The organism is Cardiobacterium sp. Marseille-Q4385 (genome assembly GCF_916618745.1).
Taxonomy (GTDB): Bacteria; Pseudomonadota; Gammaproteobacteria; order Cardiobacteriales; family Cardiobacteriaceae; genus Cardiobacterium.
Genome location: NZ_OU745373.1, coordinates 2,007,781 through 2,023,778, shown reverse-complemented (window position 1 = coordinate 2,023,778; position 15,998 = coordinate 2,007,781). Strand labels below are relative to the sequence as shown.

Sequence of the window (15,998 nt, the reverse complement as noted above, 5' to 3'; positions counted from 1 at the left end):
AGCGACGTGCTGGAAAAAGCGCTTGGCCCGCCACTGTTGCCACGCACTACCCGCCGCTTCCACCCTTTACCCATGACAGGAGCGCTTATGAGAAAGCACCTACTTACCCTAGCCATCACCCTGGCCCTGCCTGCTTTTGCCCACGCCGACGCCATACAGGCCGGCAACGGCATCGCCGTCGTGCAAACCCAAAGCGGCACGGTGCAAGGCTATATCCACCGCGACATCCTGACCTACAAGGGCATTCCGTATGCCACTGCTGCCCGCTTCATGCCGCCGCAAAAAGTGGCGAACTGGCAGGGCGAAAAACTGGCCCTGACCTATGGCGACGTTTGCCCGCAGGTGCCGATGGGCGGGCGCTCTTTCTTCTTTGCCGGCTCCGAAATGCCTGAAAGCGAACAATGCCTGAACCTGAACATTTGGGCGCCGAAGAAAAACGACGGCGACAAACGGGCGGTCATGGTGTGGATTCACGGCGGCGGTTTCCAATCAGGCGCATCCAACGACTTGCACAGCTATGACGGCGAAAACCTGGCGCGCACAGGCGATGTGGTCGTGGTATCGGTCAATCACCGCCTGAACGCGATGGGCTATCTGGATTTATCCGCATACGGCGGGCCATACAAAGATTCCACCAACGTGGGCATGCAAGACCTGGTGGCGGCGCTGGAATGGGTAAAAGCCAATATCGACCAATTCGGCGGCGACCCGAATAACGTCACCATCTTCGGCGAATCGGGCGGCGGGGCGAAAGTCTTGACCCTGATGGCCATGCCAAGTGCCAAGGGCCTGTTCCATAAAGCGGTGGTGCAAAGCGGTGCGGTGGAAAAAATAGGGATGACCCTGACCCCGCAAAAAACGTCGCAGCGCGTAACCGAGCTGACGCTGAAAAACCTGGGCGTGGACAAAAACAGTCTCGCCAAACTGAATGGCTTTACCCCGAATCAAATCAACGATGCGGCCAACAAAGCCCTGAAACAAACCGCCGAAGAACAAAAAATCACGCCGGTACGCGGCACGGGGGGCTACGGACTTTCCTGGGCGCCGAGCCTGGACGGGCGCTTGATTCCGCAAGAACCGGTAGGCGAAAAATATCCCGATATCGCCAAAGACATACCGCTGCTCATCGGCTCCAACTTTGCCGAATGGGAAAGCTTCCCGCTGCAACTGGATCTGGCAAACGCACAAAAAAGCAACCGCTTCACCTGGAGTGAGGCCGAAGTCAACAAGCGTTTGCAAAGCAAATATGGCAAGCAGACCGAAGCCGTCGTAAATGCCTTTCAAGCGGCTTACCCCAACCGCTTGAAGGCGGACGCCCTCTATGTGGATAGCTTCCTGCGTGCCCCTGCATTAAAAACCGCCCGCATCAAAGCCGAACAGCTCGGCGCCCCGGTATACAACTACCTGTTCGCGTGGGATACCCCGGTGTTCAATGGCGTGCCGATGAGCTACCACACCTCGGAAATCGCGTTTGTGTTCAACAACATCCAAAAAATGGCACAAGCCACCGGTGGCGGCCAAGCAGCGCAGGCGCTTGCCGACAAAATGAGCCGTGCGTGGACGAACTTTGCCAAAACCGGCAACCCCAACGGTGAAGGCCTGCCGCAATGGGACGCCTACACACCCGAAAACGGCAAAACGATGATTTTCGATAACCAGCCGGAAGTCAAAGCCCATCACGACGAAAAATTGCAGCGTTTACTCGCCCCGAACCTGAATTTCTAAGCAAGGAAAAACCATGAAGCCCAAAACCGCCCTCCTCGCCGCCATTGCCGCTATCGGCTTCGCTATCCAAGCCACCGCCGCACCGCTCACCCTTGCCGAACAGGGCAGCTTTGCCATTGGCGGCACCGTCAAAACCTCGCCGGGCAGCTACACCCCGATTCCCGAAAGCATTGCCAAGCGCAGCGGCGGGGCATTCTGGGACGCGCATAAAGCCGCTGTGGCCGCCGGCGGCATGACCCTGCACGGCGACCACGCCAGCGTCTTCTACCAAATCCCGGTCGACGCCAAAAAAACGCCGCTCGTCTTCCTGCACGGCTACGGCCAGTCGGCACGCGGCTGGATGACCACGCCGGATGGCAGAGCCGGCTTCAACGAACTCTTCCTGCGCAAACACTACCCCGTCTATCTCGTTGATCAGCCGCGACGCGGGCAGGCGGGACAAAGCACCGTCGCCGCCGAACTGAGCGCGACACCGGACGACCAGTTCTGGTACGCGCAATTCCGCATCGGCGTCTACCCCAACATGAACGACGGCGTCGCTTTCCCCAAAGACCCGGCGGCGCAAGCACAATTCTTCCGCATGATGACGCCGGACACCGGCAGCTTCGACGTTGGCGTGATTACCGACAGCATGAGCCAACTCTTCGCCAAAACCGGCGGCGGCGTATTCGTGACCCATTCGGCAGGCGGCATCATCGGCTGGACGACGGCAATGGCAAGCGACAAGGTACAAGGCATCATCGCTATCGAGCCGGGCGCCTTCTACTTTCCTGAGGGCGAAGCACCACCGAAACTGGAAAGTAAATTCGGCGACGTTTCCCCGCTCGCCGTGCCACCGGAACAATTCGCCAAACTGACCCGCATCCCTATCGTCATCTACTTTGGCGACTTTATTCCCGACCACCTCGACGGCACGCAGGGCGGCGAGCAATGGCATATCCGCATGAAAATGGCGCAGCAGTTCGTCGATACGGTCAACAAACACGGCGGCAAGGCCGAACTCGTCCACCTGCCGAAAGTCGGCATCAAGGGCAACACCCACTTCCTGTTCAGCGACCTGAATAACGCACAAGTCGCCGACCACATCGCGCACTGGCTGCACGAAAAAGGGCTGGATTAAACCGCCAGACGGGATAAAAAAGCCCCTCCCCAATAATGGGGAGGGGCTTTTGCTGTGTGCAGGCCGTCAGAATGCCAGCCCGCGCAGGGCCTCTTCCAGTTTGCGCCGCGCGAAGAGGAGGTTCCAGCGGTTGCCGCCGTAGGCGCGCCACAGGCTGGCGGCGCGGACGCCGCAGAGGAGCAAGGTGCGGACGCGGTTGATGGTTTCTGTTTGCTGGAGGTATTCGGGGCGGCCGATGACCATGATTTTCCCCGCTGCCTGGCTCGCGGTGTCCTGATAGGTGGTGGCGAGGCCGGCGAGGAGGTTGGGATGGTTCGGCGGGAAGTGTTCGGCCTGGCGGCGCGCGTCTTGCAGGCGGGTCTGCAGCAGTGCCATCAGGGCGGGATTCTTGGCGAGGCGTTTTTCGACGTGCAGGATTTGTGCGCTGTAGCGCAGGCCCTGCTGGTCGTTTTTGCCGTTAAAGACGCGCAGGAAGGCGTCGCGGCCACGCGTGAGCGGGTCATGCGGTTCGCCGTAGTAGTCGGCGATGTCGGCGGCGTTCGTGCGCAGCAGGCTGGGGATGAGGGTGAGTTCGGCAGCGTCATCAATCTCGCCACGCTCGGCAGCGGCACGCAGGCGGTCAATGGCGAGGAAAAGGGCGGCAAGTGCCCAGGCCTGGGCTTCGGTGTCGGTGTGCTTCATGGGGTTTCTGCGGTCTGGTGGCGGGCTTCGATGACGCCGCCGCCGAGGCAGCGGTCGCCATCATAGAGGACGAGGTATTGGCCGGGGGTGACGGCGCGTTGTGGCTGGGCGAAGGCGACGTGGATTTCGTCGTCGCCGCGCCACTGGATGCGGCAGGGTTGGTCTTCCTGGCGGTAGCGGGTTTTGGCGGTGTAGATGTGGTTTTCTTGCGGCGCTTCGTTCAGCCAGGAGAGTTGGCGGGCAGTCAGTGCCTGGTGGTAGAGCAGCGGGTGTTCGCCCTGGCCGACGATGAGGGTGTTGTCGGCCAGGTTTTTGTCGAGGACGTACCACGGTTCTTCGCTGGCGCCAGCGACGCCGCCGATGCCCAGCCCCTGCCGCTGGCCGATGGTGTAGTACATCAGGCCGATGTGTTCGCCGATCCATGCGCCTTGTACGGTGATGATTTTGCCGGGCTTGGTCGGCAGGTAGGTGCTGAGGAAGTCGCGGAAGGGGCGCTCGCCGATGAAGCAGATGCCGGTGGAGTCTTTTTTGTCGTAGGTGACGAGTCCGGCTTGTTCGGCGATGCGGCGCACTTCGCTTTTGGCGAGGCCGCCGAGCGGGAAGATGGCGCGCGCGAGTTGGCCGGGGGTGATTTGGCTCAGGAAGTAGCTTTGGTCTTTGCTGCCGTCTACGCCTTTGTAGAGGGCGGGGGCACCCGCGTGTTCGCCGCGCCGCGCGTAGTGCCCGGTCGCGAGGTAGTCAGCGCCGTGAGCAGCGGCATAATGGGCGAGTTCGGCGAATTTGATTTCGCGGTTGCAGAGGACGTCCGGGTTCGGCGTGCGCCCGGCCTGGTATTCGGCGAGGAAGTGTTTGAAGACGCGCTCGTGGTATTCGGCGACGAAGTTCACGGTGTAAAGCGGGATGCCGATGGTTTCGCAGATGTCGCGGGCGTCTTCCAGGTCTTCTTCGAGGGTGCAGTAGCCGCTGCTATATGTCTCTTCCCAGTTTTTCATGATGATGCCGAAGATGTCGTAGCCCGCTTCTTTGAGCAGGTAAGCGGTGACGGAGGAATCTACGCCGCCGGAGATGCCGACGGCGATTTTGGCGGTTTTCGGGGGGAGGTAGTTGTGGTGCATGGGGGTAATGGTTAGGGGAACGGGCGGTATTGTAACGCGGCTTCTTTATGGCAACGGGCAGGGTTACACTGCGCGCCTTTCTATAACTTCATCCATGAGGCTTTTATGATTTATTTGACCTGGAAGGCGCTGCATATTATCGGCGCGGTGTGCTGGTTTGCGGAGCTGTTTTATCTGCCGCGTCTGTATGTGTATCACGCGATGGCGCAGAGCGAGGGGGATACGGCGTCGATGCGGCGCTTCTGCGTGATGGAGCGCAAGCTTTATATCATCGGCCATATCGGCATGGGCTTTACGCTGGTTTTCGGTGGTCTGCTCTTGTGGGCGGGCGGCTGGGCCTTCCTGAAAGGACAGGGTTGGCTGCATGCGAAGTTGCTGCTGGTCGCCGGGCTGGTCGTGTATCAATTTGTCTGCGGACGGATGAACCGCGCGTTTGCCGCCGGGCAAAACCGCCGCAATCATGTGTTCTACCGCTATTTCAACGAGGTGCCGAGCCTGGCGCTGATTGGCATTGTGCTGCTTGCCAGTTTGAAGCCGTTTTGAGAACGGATGCTTGTTAAAAAACGTGCCGGATTTCCGGCACGTTTTTTTATGCGCTGGCGGCAGATGGCGCGAAGGTTCAGAGGATTTGCAGGAGTTCGGGATCATCGGCGTGCTCAAGCAGCATGGCACGCACGCGTCCCTGCCACAGTTCGCCGAAGCGGGCGAGTTCGTCCGGCGTTGCCTGCCCGCTGACGGCTTTCGGCATCAGGCTTTGCATTTCCGCCGGGAAGGGCACGACGGCGGCGTTGAGTTCGAGTTCGACGCTGGCGCCGTTATCAAGGCGGCGCAGGGCCATCAGGCCACGGATGGGGGCGTCGTAATCCAGCAGGTCGCGACGGGTAAAGCGGGCGGCAGGGCCAATGCCGCCAAAGCCGGTTTCCGCTGCCGCACCGGCGAGCAGGGTAGCGACGGCAGCGATAACGCCCGTTGTGCCGCTATCACGGCTGTCGCGCATCTGCACGGCAATGCCGCCGCGCTCGGGCAAAGTGTCGCCATAGAGGGCGCGCAGGCCGCGCCGGGTGAGCAGATAGGCACCGGCGACGGTGGGGCAGGAATGCCCGGCAAGACGCACTGCATCGGCGTAGTGGTATTCAAGGATACCGTCCTGGGCGGCGCCGAGGAAAGCGGCAAGCGGGTCACGCACGCGCAGGGTCGGGGCGGCAGCGAAGAAGGCGGGGAAGGTTTCGGTCATGGTGGCTCCGTGGTGATGGAAAAGGAGGGGGATTGTATCGCCGCCAAGCGGCGTCAATACTGGACCCGCGTCAAGCGAGATCAATGCGGGCTTCGGAAATTTTGGCTGGAGACGTTGCAGGCAACGTCTCTACGTTTTCCTTTCTGCGTAGCATCATCGTGCTAGTGGAAACCGCCAAGCGGGATAATTACTGGGTTTGTGGATGGCCGCCAAGCGGGATGAATGCTGGGTTTTGGGGCGGCCGCCAAGCGGGATAAATGCTGGGTTTGTGAGTGGCCGCCAGGCAGGATAAACGCTGGGTTTGTATTCCCCCTTCCGGCCTTCGGCCACCTTCCCCCGCAAGCGGGGGAAGGGATTCTTTCCGTACAAGGTTCAGGATTTGGTGCACGCTAGGCGGGGCGAACACTGGCCTCGCGGGCAGCCGTCAAGCGGGATAACCACGGGCTTCTTGTTTTTTGAGACGTTGCAGGCAGCGTCTCTACGTTTTTCTGCTGTCGTTGCGTCGCCGTGCTGTCTGCAAAAGCCGCCAAGCGAGGTAAATTCTGACCCCGCCAAGCGGGATGGTTGCGGGATTTTGTCGCTGCGGGGTTTGTTTTTGGCGGGCTGAAGCCCGCCCTGCGTTCGTCCTGCGCTTGTTTCAGTAATGCCGCTGCATCGGCGGGTGGTTCAGTAAGGCGTTCAGGTGCTGCATTTGTTCGTGGCCGATGCGGTAGTGCGCGGGCAGGTGCAGGCTGCCTTTGGCGTGGATGTCGTCCGCGTGCAGGGTGATGCTGATGCGCACGCCCTGTTTATCGGCAAGCGGGTCGAGCGCGGTTTTGAGTTGTTGCCAGGTGTCGCGGTTGACGTCGGCGGCGTTCAGGTGGATGTCGAGTTTTTGCAGCAGGCTGTAGCGCGCTTCGTAGTAGTCGTAGATGGCGTCGGCGTTGATGCGCCATTCTTCTTTGTAGGGGTTGTAGTCGGCTTTGCCCCGGATGATGAGGATGTTGTCGTTTTGGCAAAGCTCGCGGTATTTTTCTGCCGCTTCGCCGAAGACGCCGATTTCCTGGCGCGCGCTGCGGTCGTCCAGAGTAATGAACGCCATTGGGCTGCCGTTTTTTTTGCTGGTCATGTGTCGTGCTTCGATGACGACGCCGGTGAGCAGGACTTCGATGGCGTCACCCCGTCGGGTTGGCCGTTGCCAGTTTTCCATGTTTTCTTGCAGGGCGGCGATGGTTTTGCCCCGGCTGATTTGCAGCAGGGTGTCGCGCGCTTCGTCGATGGGGTGGGCGCTGAGGTAGAGGCCGAGGGTTTGTTTTTCGGCGGTGAGGGTGTCGCGCAGTTCCCAGCGTTCGGCGGGGTTGAGGATGAGGCCGGGCGGGGTGTCGTCGCTGCCGAAGAGGCCGAACATGTCGCCCTGACCCTGGTCGCGGTTGCGGTGGTGCTGTTCGGCAAGGCGGATGGCTTGTTCGACGGCGGCAAAGAGCGCGCCCCGGTTGGGTTCGATGTTGTCGAAGGCACCGGCGCAGATGAGGGTTTCCAGGGTTTTACGGTTGAGTTTTTTGAGATCGAGGCGACGGCAGAGGTCTTCGAGCGAGGTGTAGTCGCCGTGTTTTTCGCGTTCTTCGAGGAGGATGTGGATGGCGGCTTCGCCCACGCCTTTGACGCCGCCGAGGCCATAGATGATTTCGCCTTTGTCGCTGACGGTGAAGGCGTATTGGGAGCGGTTGATGCAGGGCGGGATGACGGTGAGGCCCATGTCGCGCGCTTCGTTGGTGAAGCGCACGATTTTGTCGATTTTTTCGATTTCGGAGGTGAGCACGGCTGCCATGAGTTCGGCGGGGTAGTGTGCTTTGAGCCAGGCGGTCTGGTAGGAAAGCAGGGCGTAGGCGGCGCTGTGTGATTTGTTGAAGCCGTATTCGGCGAATTTGGCCATGAGGTCGAAGATGTCGGTCGCCTGTTTTTCCGGCACGCCGCGTTCGACGGCGCGGCTGACGAAGATGTTTTTGTTGCGCGCCATTTCTTCGGCTTTCTTTTTGCCCATCGCGCGGCGCAGGTTGTCCGCTTCGCCGAGGCTGTAGTTGGCGAGTTTTTGCGCGACTTGCATGACTTGTTCTTGGTAAACCATCACGCCGTAGGTGGTTTTCAGGATGTTTTCGAGGTCGGGGTGCGGGTATTCGACTTCGGCGAGGCCGTGTTTGCGGTTGATGAAGTCGTCCACCATGCCGGAGCCGAGCGGGCCGGGGCGGAAGAGGGCGACGAGGGCGATGATGTCTTCGAAGGTGTCGGGTTTGAGTTTGCGGATGAGTTCTTTCATGCCGCTGGATTCAAGCTGGAAGACGGCGGTGGTGTGGGTGGATTGCAGCAGTTTGTAGGTAGCGGGGTCGTCCAGCGGCAGGGTGCTGATGTCCAGCGGCGGCTCGCCTTCGCGGGCGCGGCGGCGGTTGATGTGGTCAAGCGCCCAGTCGATGACGGTAAGGGTGCGCAGGCCGAGGAAGTCGAATTTGACGAGGCCGACGGCTTCGATGTCGTCTTTGTCGAATTGGGTGGCGATCGCCGCGCCCGCGCTTTCGCTGTAGAGCGCCGAGAAGTCGGTGAGTTTGGTTGGGGCGATGACGACGCCGCCCGCGTGTTTGCCGACGTTGCGCGTCAGGCCTTCGAGGGCGAGGCTGATGTCGATGATTTCGCGCATGTCTTCGTCTGTGTTGTAGATGTCCTGCATGGCGTCTGAGCGCAGTTCGGGCTTGTCTTTGCTTTTGGCGCTCTGGCCGAGGGCATCGGGCAGGGTAACGCCGAGGACGGGCGGGACGGTGGCGACAAGGCGGTCCACGGTGGGATAGGGGATGCCGAGGACGCGCCCGACGTCGCGCAGCACGGCTTTGGCGGCCATGGTGCCGTGGGTGGCGATTTGCGAGACGCGTTGTGCACCGTATTTTTTCGAGACGTATTCGATGACTTCGTCGCGGCGTTCCATGCAGAAATCCACGTCGAAGTCAGGCATGGAGACGCGTTCGGGGTTCAGGAAGCGTTCGAAGAAGAGGTCGTAGGCGAGCGGGTCGAGGTCGGTGATTTTCAGGGCGTAGGCGACGAGGGAGCCGGCACCGGAGCCGCGCCCGGGGCCGACGGGGATGTGCTGGTCTTTCGCCCACTGGATGAAGTCGGCGACGATGAGGAAATAGCCGGGGAAGCCCATTTGGTTGATGACGCCGAGTTCGATGTCAAGACGGGCGTCGTAGGGCGGGCGTTTTTCCGCGCGCGTGGCAGGGTCGGGGAAGAGTTTTGCGAGACGCGCTTCGAGGCCGCTTTTTGCCTGTTCGATGAGGTGGGTTTCAATGGCCACCCCTTGCGGCAGCGGGAAGTCGGGCAGGTAGTTTTTGCCGAGGGTGAGTTCGAGGTTGCATCTGGTGGCGATGGCGTTGCTGTTGGCGAGCAGTTCGGGGGCATCATGAAAGCGTTCCGCCATTTCGTCGTTGGTGCTGAGGTGGTTGCGGCGGTTGTAGTCGTGCGGGCGTTTGGCGTCGCTGCGCTGCCAGCCGCCGCTGATGCAGACGCGGATGTCGTGGTTGTCGTAGTCGTCCGCATTCACGAAGCAGGCGAGGTTGGTTGCGACCGCCGCGAGGCCGAGTTTGCCCGCCAGCGTCCGGCAGAGTTCTTCATATTCCGCCTCGCCCGCTTCGCCGTGGCGGGCGATTTGCAGGTAGTAACGGTCAGGGAAGATGCGCTGCCAGTGTGTGGCGCGGGCTTCGGCAGCGGCGAGATCGTTGCGGCGCAGGAAGCGGCCAAGATCGCCGGAAAGGCCGCCGGAAAGCGCGATGAGGCCGCTGCATTGTTCGGCGGTGAGGCGGTCGATGTGCACGGCGATGCCCTGCGTATCTTGGTCGTATTGGTAGGCGGCGCTGACGAGTTCGCAGAGGTGGATGAAGCCCGCGTGATCCTGCGCAAGAAGGACGAGCTGGTTGTCGCTGCCGTCGGCATCCCGAATGGTGAGGTCGCAGCCGATGACAGGCTTGATGCCCGCCGCCCGCGCTTTTTTGTAGAGTTTGAGCGCGCCGTAGAGGTTGTTGCGGTCGGTGAGCGCGACGGCTTCCGCCCCCTGCGCTTTGGCGAAGGCAACGATGTCTTCGATGCGCAGGATGCTGTCGGTGAGGGAGTATTCGCTGTGGTTGTGCAGGGCGGTGTAGGTCATGGTGGCGGAGTCTCGGTTAGCAGGTGTCAGTTATCGTCATCGCCGCTCAGGCAGCGCACGAATTCGGCGAAATTGGCGGCAATCCGGGTGATGGTCATGCTGCCGTGATAGATGTTCACCACGGGCGGTTCAACATCCGCAGGGAGGTTGCGGTAATCCAGCGCGAACAGTCCATGTCCGCTGTCTTCTTCGGCGAAGTAAATGCCGATAGGGGGATAGCCCCAGTTGTCCGGATCTTCCCAAAAGCGGCTGCCGCAGGCGCCACACAGGGTGGAATTACCGTCGAAACCGATGCCGCTGATGCCACGCACCAGCAGCTCACTCTCGCTACCGTCTTCTTCAAGGTAGCAGTAGATATAGCGGCTCAAACTGCCACCGTTGTGCAGTGTCATAAGGGCGATGTAGCTGGCAGGCAGAGGATAGCCGAGTGCCGCTTCCACCTGCGCGACCCGTTCGGGGGTCACCGCCTGTGCACTGTGGAAGCTTTCGTCATAGTCGGCAAACAGGCCATTGATGATGTCTGTAAACATGATGGGTTCTTTAACTGGATTGTGGACGGCAACAAAGCGCGAAGTTATCCCGCTTGGCGACCGTCGCCGCCGGAAAATGAAGGCCGGCATGATACGCGTCCGGGGCACGCCCTGCACGGGGTGGGCACAGTGTTACACTGAGCATCCCAAAATTACCACCTATCTATTAGAGGACTACCTGAGGACTACTTTATGAACGAAAAACAGATCCGTATCTTGGCTACCGTCGCCACCATCGCTTCCATCTGTATGTACACATCCTATATCTTTCAAATTCAAGCCAACTTGGCCGGACACAAGGGCAATCCGATCCAGCCATTATGTGCCGCCATTAACTGCACCCTGTGGGTGGCGTACGGCCTTTTCAAAAAACAACGCGACTGGCCGATCGCCATTGCCAACTCGCCGGGCGTAGTATTGGGGCTCATCACCTGCATCACCAGTCTGTAACCCCCGCAGCGACAACGACGAAAAGACCGTCGGGCAGGACACGGCGCATTGACGCCGCCGACAAGAGGCGTAGCATAGGCGCGTCGGCAGAAGATAAAAAATACGGCAGGAGTGAAAAAATGAGACAGCTTTGGCGACAAGAAAAAAATTGGAAAGCTGTTTTGCAGAGAATTGATAAGAAAAGAAAATCCAGCACCCCACAGGTTTAAAAACAGACCCTGATTCAAAGGGATTAAGACATCATTCCAGCCTTCTTGGGGAATTTCTTGTTTAAAAACAGTCCCTGATTCAAAGGGATTAAGACCAAATCTGATGATCCCTTTCTCAGGATCAATTTATTTAAAAACAGACCCTGATTCAAAGGGATTAAGACCCCTTATCCGGCTCCCATGCCTGGCTAAATTCGCGTTTAAAAACAGACCCTGATTCAAAGGGATTAAGACACGTCGGATCGACGGTAGAGAGCAGATCGTGCAGTTTAAAAACAGACCCTGATGCAAAGGGATAATTCAGACACAGCGCAAGCTGTGTCTTTTTTGTTTGGCGGTGGGGCATTTGTATCGAGCATCGGTATGGATAGGCATCAGCCGTCAAGCGGTGTAAATACTGGCCTCGCTAAGCGACGTAAATACTGGGCCCGCCAAGCGGAATAACGCGGCGGTTTTGATGTCGGTCAAGCGGGGTTGGTGCGGTGTTTGTCGTGTGGCTGTGGCAAGACGTTAGGTTGGCGCGCTTTTTCTGTGGATTTTCCCCTTCCTTTCTGCAATTCTTTGTGGCTATAATGTGCATATAGTGTTGCAATGTGTTGATAATAACCAATCGTATCCACACATTTCACCACTGCCGTTTGTCTTGCAGGCGGTCCCCCCCTTCCTTTCAGATGCCTTGCATGAAGTGGGCCTGCCGCCACTTTTTGTCCGGGCAATCCTGAAGGTTTGGGTTATCCCCACAACTTTTTTGGAGCTAATGATGCAATTCCATGCCAAGCAAAATGTGCTGCCCATGTTTCGTCTCAGCCTGTTAGCGACTGCAGGGCTGGCTTTTTCCAGCGCCGCGCTGGCAGAAGAAGACGCCTGTCCGCACCGTGGCGATCTCGATGCGATTTATTGCGATGCCGACAAGGATATGGTCGCCGACCCGCCGTCTGATCCGAAGAAATTCCGCGATCCGAAGACGCTGATTTTTGCTTTCACGCCGGTGGAGGATCCGACCGTTTATGAAAAGCTCTTCCAGCCGTTCATGGGTCATTTGTCGCAATGCGTGGGACGCAAGACGGTGTTCTTCGCCGTGCAGTCGAACTCGGCAGAAATTGAGGCGATGCGTTCCGGCCGTCTGCACATCGCTGCGTTTTCAACGGGCCCGACCAATTTCGCGGTCAATATCGCGGGGGCCGTGCCGTTTGCCATCCGTGGCACGGAAAATGGTCCGGAAGGCGCCGCCATCAAGATGATTGTGCGCAAAGACAGCCCCTATAAAGAGCTGGCCGATCTGAAAGGCAAGCGCATCGCGCACACCTCGCCTTCTTCCAACACTGGCAACCTTGCGCCGCGCGCCCTGTTTTCAGAGCTCGGCCTTACGCCGGACAAGGATTACAAGGTGGTCTATTCCGGCAAACACGACCAGTCCATTCTCGGCGTGAAGTCAGGCGACTATGACGCTGCTCCGGTCGCCAGCGACGTGCTGCAACACATGACGGAACGCGGCGTGGTCGGTGCTGATGATTTCAATGTCCTCTACACCAGCGAGCTTTTCCCGACTGATGCCTATGCTTATGCGCACGATCTGGATCCGAAACTGGTGGAAAAAATCAAAGAGTGTTTCTTTGAGTACCGCATTCCGCCGGAAATGGCGAAAGGCTTGGGCGGCGACCGCTTCCTCCCCGCCAATTATCAGAAAGACTGGGAACTGGTACGCAAGGTTGCCATTGCCGCTGGGCAGAGCCTGAACCGCAGCGGCTATGAAGCCGAAAACGCCAAGAAGAAATAAGCCATAAACGGACGGGATTATGAATAAACGGGTAGAACTATGAGCGCCGTGTTGCAAATCAGCGGCCTGACCAAGGCCTACAAGCCCGGTGCGCCGGTACTGAAAGGCATCGACCTGACGTTTGCGGGCAGCGGCCTGACAGCGATTATCGGCCCTTCCGGGACGGGGAAATCGACGCTGATCCGCATCATCAACCGCCTGATCGAACCCAGCGACGGCTCGATTCTCTTCAAGGGGGAAGAGCTTTCCCATATAAGAGGGCGCGCGCTGCGCGAAGCACGGCGGCGCATCGGCATGGTCTTTCAGGAATATAACCTCGTTGAACGCCTGTCCGTCATGGAAAACCTGCTCACCGGCCGCTTGGGCTATGTATCGCCGCTCAACGCTTGGTTGCGCCGCTTCCCCGCTGAAGATATTGCCTACGCCTACCGCCTGCTCGACATTGTCGGGCTGGCGGCTTTTGCCAACCAGCGCGCCGACAGTCTCTCCGGCGGGCAACGGCAGCGGGTGGGCATCGCCCGCGCCCTGATGCAGCGTCCGGAAATCCTGCTCGCCGACGAGCCGACTTCTTCGCTTGACCCGAAAACTTCGGTGGAAATCATGGAGTTGCTGAAATCGCAGGGCATTGATAACCAGATTCCGGTGCTGGTCAACATTCACGATGTCAATTTGGCGCGCCGCTACGCCGACCGCATCGTCGGCATGACGGGCGGTAAAGTTGTCTTCGACGGTCCTCCCGCCGACCTGACCGAGGCCGACCTGAACACGATTTACGGCGGCAAGGACTGGTTGCAATGAACGCGCCAGCCAAACCCACATACGCGCCACCGCCTGCCGGCGTTCGCCCCTTCCACACCTCCTGGGGCGCGCGCCTGCTTGCGCTGGCACTTGCCATTTACGCCTTCTACGCGCTGGGGCAGCTCGATTTCTCTGCCGAACGCTTTATTAAGGGTATCGACAACGGTGGCCGCTTCCTCGCGCGCATGTTCCCGCCCAACTTCAAAGACTGGCAGCAACTGCTCACCGGTCTGGTGGAAAGCCTGCAAATCGCAGTGCTGGCGACCTTCTTCGGCGTGCTGCTCTCCCTGCCTATCGCCATCCTCGGCGCGCGCAACTTGATGCCCGCCTGGGCAACCTGGCCGGCGCGTTTCGTCGTTACCTTCTGCCGCGCCTTCAACCCGGTCATCGTCGCCATCATCTTCATCAAGGCCGTCGGCTTCGGCCCGCTCGCCGGTATCCTTGCGCTGATCGTTGCCTCCGTGGGCTTCGTCGGCAAACTGTTCATGGAAACCATCGAAGAGATTTCGATGAAGCAGATTGAAGCCGTGCGCGCGACCGGTGCCCCCTTCATCTCCGTCGTCACCTATGGCGTGCTGCCGCAAGTGATGGCGCGCCTCGTCGGCTTCTGTACCTACCAGCTCGACGCTAACCTGCGCAACTCGACGATGGTCGGCATCGTTGGCGCCGGTGGTATCGGCGGCACCCTCTTCGCCGCTTTCCAGCGCTTCGAATACGATTTTGTCCTCGCCATATTGCTTACCATCATCGCGGTCGTCCTCCTCGGCGAACTGGCCGCCAACGCGGTAAAACGGATCTTCAATGTCTGAAATGAACACCCCCAACCCCGCGCTTGCCGAACGCCTGTGGCAGCGGCACACCCTCGGGCAAAAACTCGCCCGCACCGCCTTCTGGCTGGGCATCGGCATCGCTGTGCTGCTGTCTTTGCGTAACATCAACGTCATCTGGGAATTCCTCTGGGACGCGCCGGAACAAATGCTCGACATGGTGCGGCGCATGTTCCCGCCGGATTACGCCTACTACCGCGTCGCGGTGCACACGGCGCTGATGGAAACCTTCCACATCGCGACCCTCGGCACCATCTTCGCCCTGATTGCTGCCCTGCCGCTCTCCATCCTGGCCGCGCACAACCTCACGCCGAACCGGGGGCTGAACTTCCTTGCCAAGACGCTGCTCGTCGCCAGCCGTTCCGTGAACTCGCTCGTCTGGGCGCTACTTTTCATCGCTGTCTTTGGCCCCGGCCCGCTGGCGGGTACCGCCGCTATCGCCTGCCGCTCCGTCGGCTTCGTCGGCAAACTGCTCGGCGAAGCGCTGGAAGAAGTGCCACGCGGCGCCATCGAAGCGCTGAAAGCGGCAGGCGCGACCCAAAGCAGCCAAATCCTTTACGGCTACTGGCCCGCCGTCAAACCCGCCTTCTGGTCCATCATGCTGCTGCGCTGGGACATCAACGTGCGCGAATCCTCCGTACTCGGCCTGGTCGGCGCTGGCGGCATCGGCATGATCATGAACTCGGCCATCGACCTCTTCGAGTGGGATCGCGTTGCCATCATCCTGCTGACCATCTTCGCCGTCGTCGTCATCGCCGAAATCGTCATCACCTACTTCCGCCGCCGCTTGCTCTGATTGAGCAATGGGCACAAAGAACAATCCCTTCCCTCGCAAGCGGGGGAAGGGATTTTTTATGCACCAGAGCGACGACCAAGGCCCGCTCGCTTATCCCAATCCACGGGGTAGTAGAGGCGAGACGCGCCAACGCTCTTGGGATGGGTATTACCGCCGTGCGGGTGGGACAGCGAGCAATCGCAACGGTTGAGTCGGCGGGATGAGGCGGTAGCGGGCGCGAGTTTCAAGAACGTAGGCGACCCGGCCGCGTCCTGGGTAGTGCGCACAGGGTTCGCTTAAGCAAGGCGTAGCGAGGTGGTAGGCGACGAGGCGGCCCGCCGCATCGTAGTAGCGGATGTCCAGCGGGATCAGGGTGTTTTTCATCCAGAAGGAAACAGGCTGCGGCGGGTCGAAGAGGAAAAGCATCCCTGTTCCCGGCGCCAGCCAGGGGCGGTACATCAAGCCGCGCATGCGGCTGGCGTCATCGGCGGCGATTTCGGCACGGATGATGGCTTCGCCATCGTGCAGCCAGACGTGGTCGGCGTGGGCGGCAAGACTGAGCGTGAGGGCGGTGAGGGCGAGAGATTTCATAGGC

The 15,998-nt window shown here is 59.8% G+C and carries 14 protein-coding genes and 1 CRISPR repeat array; of the genes, 8 read left to right on the top strand and 6 right to left on the bottom strand.

From position 1 onward, the window contains the following. Window positions 1-87: 87 nt before the first annotated feature. Both LG374_RS09620 and LG374_RS09615 read left to right on the top strand, forming a co-directional pair. Window positions 88-1,725, top strand: a complete 1,638-nt coding sequence (locus LG374_RS09620) for a carboxylesterase/lipase family protein (RefSeq protein WP_225757490.1) — start codon at window positions 88-90, stop codon at window positions 1,723-1,725. 13 nt (window positions 1,726-1,738) lie between these two features. Then, window positions 1,739-2,845 carry an alpha/beta fold hydrolase gene (locus LG374_RS09615; RefSeq protein ID WP_225757489.1) on the top strand — a complete coding sequence of 369 codons (1,107 nt, stop codon included), beginning with the start codon at window positions 1,739-1,741 and terminating at the stop codon, window positions 2,843-2,845. Window positions 2,846-2,911: 66 nt separating this feature from the next. Here the strand turns inward: LG374_RS09615 and hflD are convergent, their stop codons facing one another. Then, window positions 2,912-3,526 (bottom strand): high frequency lysogenization protein HflD, encoded by a 615-nt coding sequence (gene hflD, locus LG374_RS09610; protein ID WP_225757488.1) that lies wholly within the window; start codon window positions 3,524-3,526, stop codon window positions 2,912-2,914. Beyond that, window positions 3,523-4,641, bottom strand: coding sequence for a tRNA 2-thiouridine(34) synthase MnmA (mnmA, locus tag LG374_RS09605; protein WP_225757487.1), 1,119 nt, complete (start codon window positions 4,639-4,641; stop codon window positions 3,523-3,525). Before mnmA ends, hflD begins: the two co-directional genes overlap by 4 nt. Before the next feature lie 105 nt (window positions 4,642-4,746). Here mnmA and LG374_RS09600 point away from each other — a divergent pair, with 105 nt between their 5' ends. Beyond that, entirely contained in the window at window positions 4,747-5,184 is a 438-nt protein-coding gene (locus LG374_RS09600; RefSeq protein ID WP_225757486.1) for a CopD family protein, read from the top strand. Between the two features lie 76 nt (window positions 5,185-5,260). Here LG374_RS09600 and LG374_RS09595 read toward each other — a convergent pair whose 3' ends face one another. From LG374_RS09595 to LG374_RS09585, 3 genes are all read right to left on the bottom strand, one after another. Continuing rightward, on the bottom strand, window positions 5,261-5,875 hold the full coding sequence (locus LG374_RS09595; protein WP_225757485.1) for a hypothetical protein: 615 nt from the start codon (window positions 5,873-5,875) through the stop codon (window positions 5,261-5,263). A 637-nt stretch (window positions 5,876-6,512) separates the two neighbouring features. After that, window positions 6,513-10,037 (bottom strand): DNA polymerase III subunit alpha, encoded by a 3,525-nt coding sequence (gene dnaE, locus LG374_RS09590; protein ID WP_225757484.1) that lies wholly within the window; start codon window positions 10,035-10,037, stop codon window positions 6,513-6,515. Window positions 10,038-10,063: 26 nt separating this feature from the next. Further along, window positions 10,064-10,567: an SMI1/KNR4 family protein gene (locus LG374_RS09585; protein WP_225757483.1), complete on the bottom strand. Its 504-nt coding sequence runs from the start codon at window positions 10,565-10,567 to the stop codon at window positions 10,064-10,066. A gap of 192 nt (window positions 10,568-10,759) precedes the next feature. On the opposite strand from LG374_RS09585, the gene LG374_RS09580 reads away from it, so the two are divergent. From LG374_RS09580 to phnE (LG374_RS09560), 5 genes are all read left to right on the top strand, one after another. Next, on the top strand, window positions 10,760-11,017 hold the full coding sequence (locus LG374_RS09580) for an SWEET family sugar transporter (RefSeq protein ID WP_225757482.1): 258 nt from the start codon (window positions 10,760-10,762) through the stop codon (window positions 11,015-11,017). Window positions 11,018-11,220: 203 nt separating this feature from the next. Beyond that, window positions 11,221-11,529: a CRISPR direct-repeat array (repeat unit 35 nt; unit sequence TTTAAAAACAGACCCTGATTCAAAGGGATTAAGAC). A 454-nt stretch (window positions 11,530-11,983) separates the two neighbouring features. Next, window positions 11,984-13,003 (top strand): phosphate/phosphite/phosphonate ABC transporter substrate-binding protein, encoded by a 1,020-nt coding sequence (phnD, locus tag LG374_RS09575; RefSeq protein ID WP_370639312.1) that lies wholly within the window; start codon window positions 11,984-11,986, stop codon window positions 13,001-13,003. Between the two features lie 39 nt (window positions 13,004-13,042). Next, complete coding sequence (phnC, locus tag LG374_RS09570) at window positions 13,043-13,801, top strand: phosphonate ABC transporter ATP-binding protein (protein ID WP_225757480.1); 759 nt, start codon at window positions 13,043-13,045, stop codon at window positions 13,799-13,801. Further along, a complete protein-coding gene (gene phnE, locus LG374_RS09565; RefSeq protein ID WP_115612178.1) occupies window positions 13,798-14,610 on the top strand; it encodes a phosphonate ABC transporter, permease protein PhnE in 813 nt (270 codons plus the stop codon). Before phnC ends, phnE (LG374_RS09565) begins: the two co-directional genes overlap by 4 nt. Beyond that, on the top strand, window positions 14,603-15,424 hold the full coding sequence (phnE, locus tag LG374_RS09560; protein ID WP_225757479.1) for a phosphonate ABC transporter, permease protein PhnE: 822 nt from the start codon (window positions 14,603-14,605) through the stop codon (window positions 15,422-15,424). The genes phnE (LG374_RS09565) and phnE (LG374_RS09560) overlap by 8 nt, the downstream gene beginning before the upstream one ends. A 147-nt stretch (window positions 15,425-15,571) precedes the next feature. On the opposite strand, the gene LG374_RS09555 is transcribed toward phnE (LG374_RS09560), so the two are convergent. Continuing rightward, window positions 15,572-15,994 carry a DUF192 domain-containing protein gene (locus LG374_RS09555; protein ID WP_225757478.1) on the bottom strand — a complete coding sequence of 141 codons (423 nt, stop codon included), beginning with the start codon at window positions 15,992-15,994 and terminating at the stop codon, window positions 15,572-15,574. Between the last annotated feature and the right edge of the window lie 4 nt (window positions 15,995-15,998).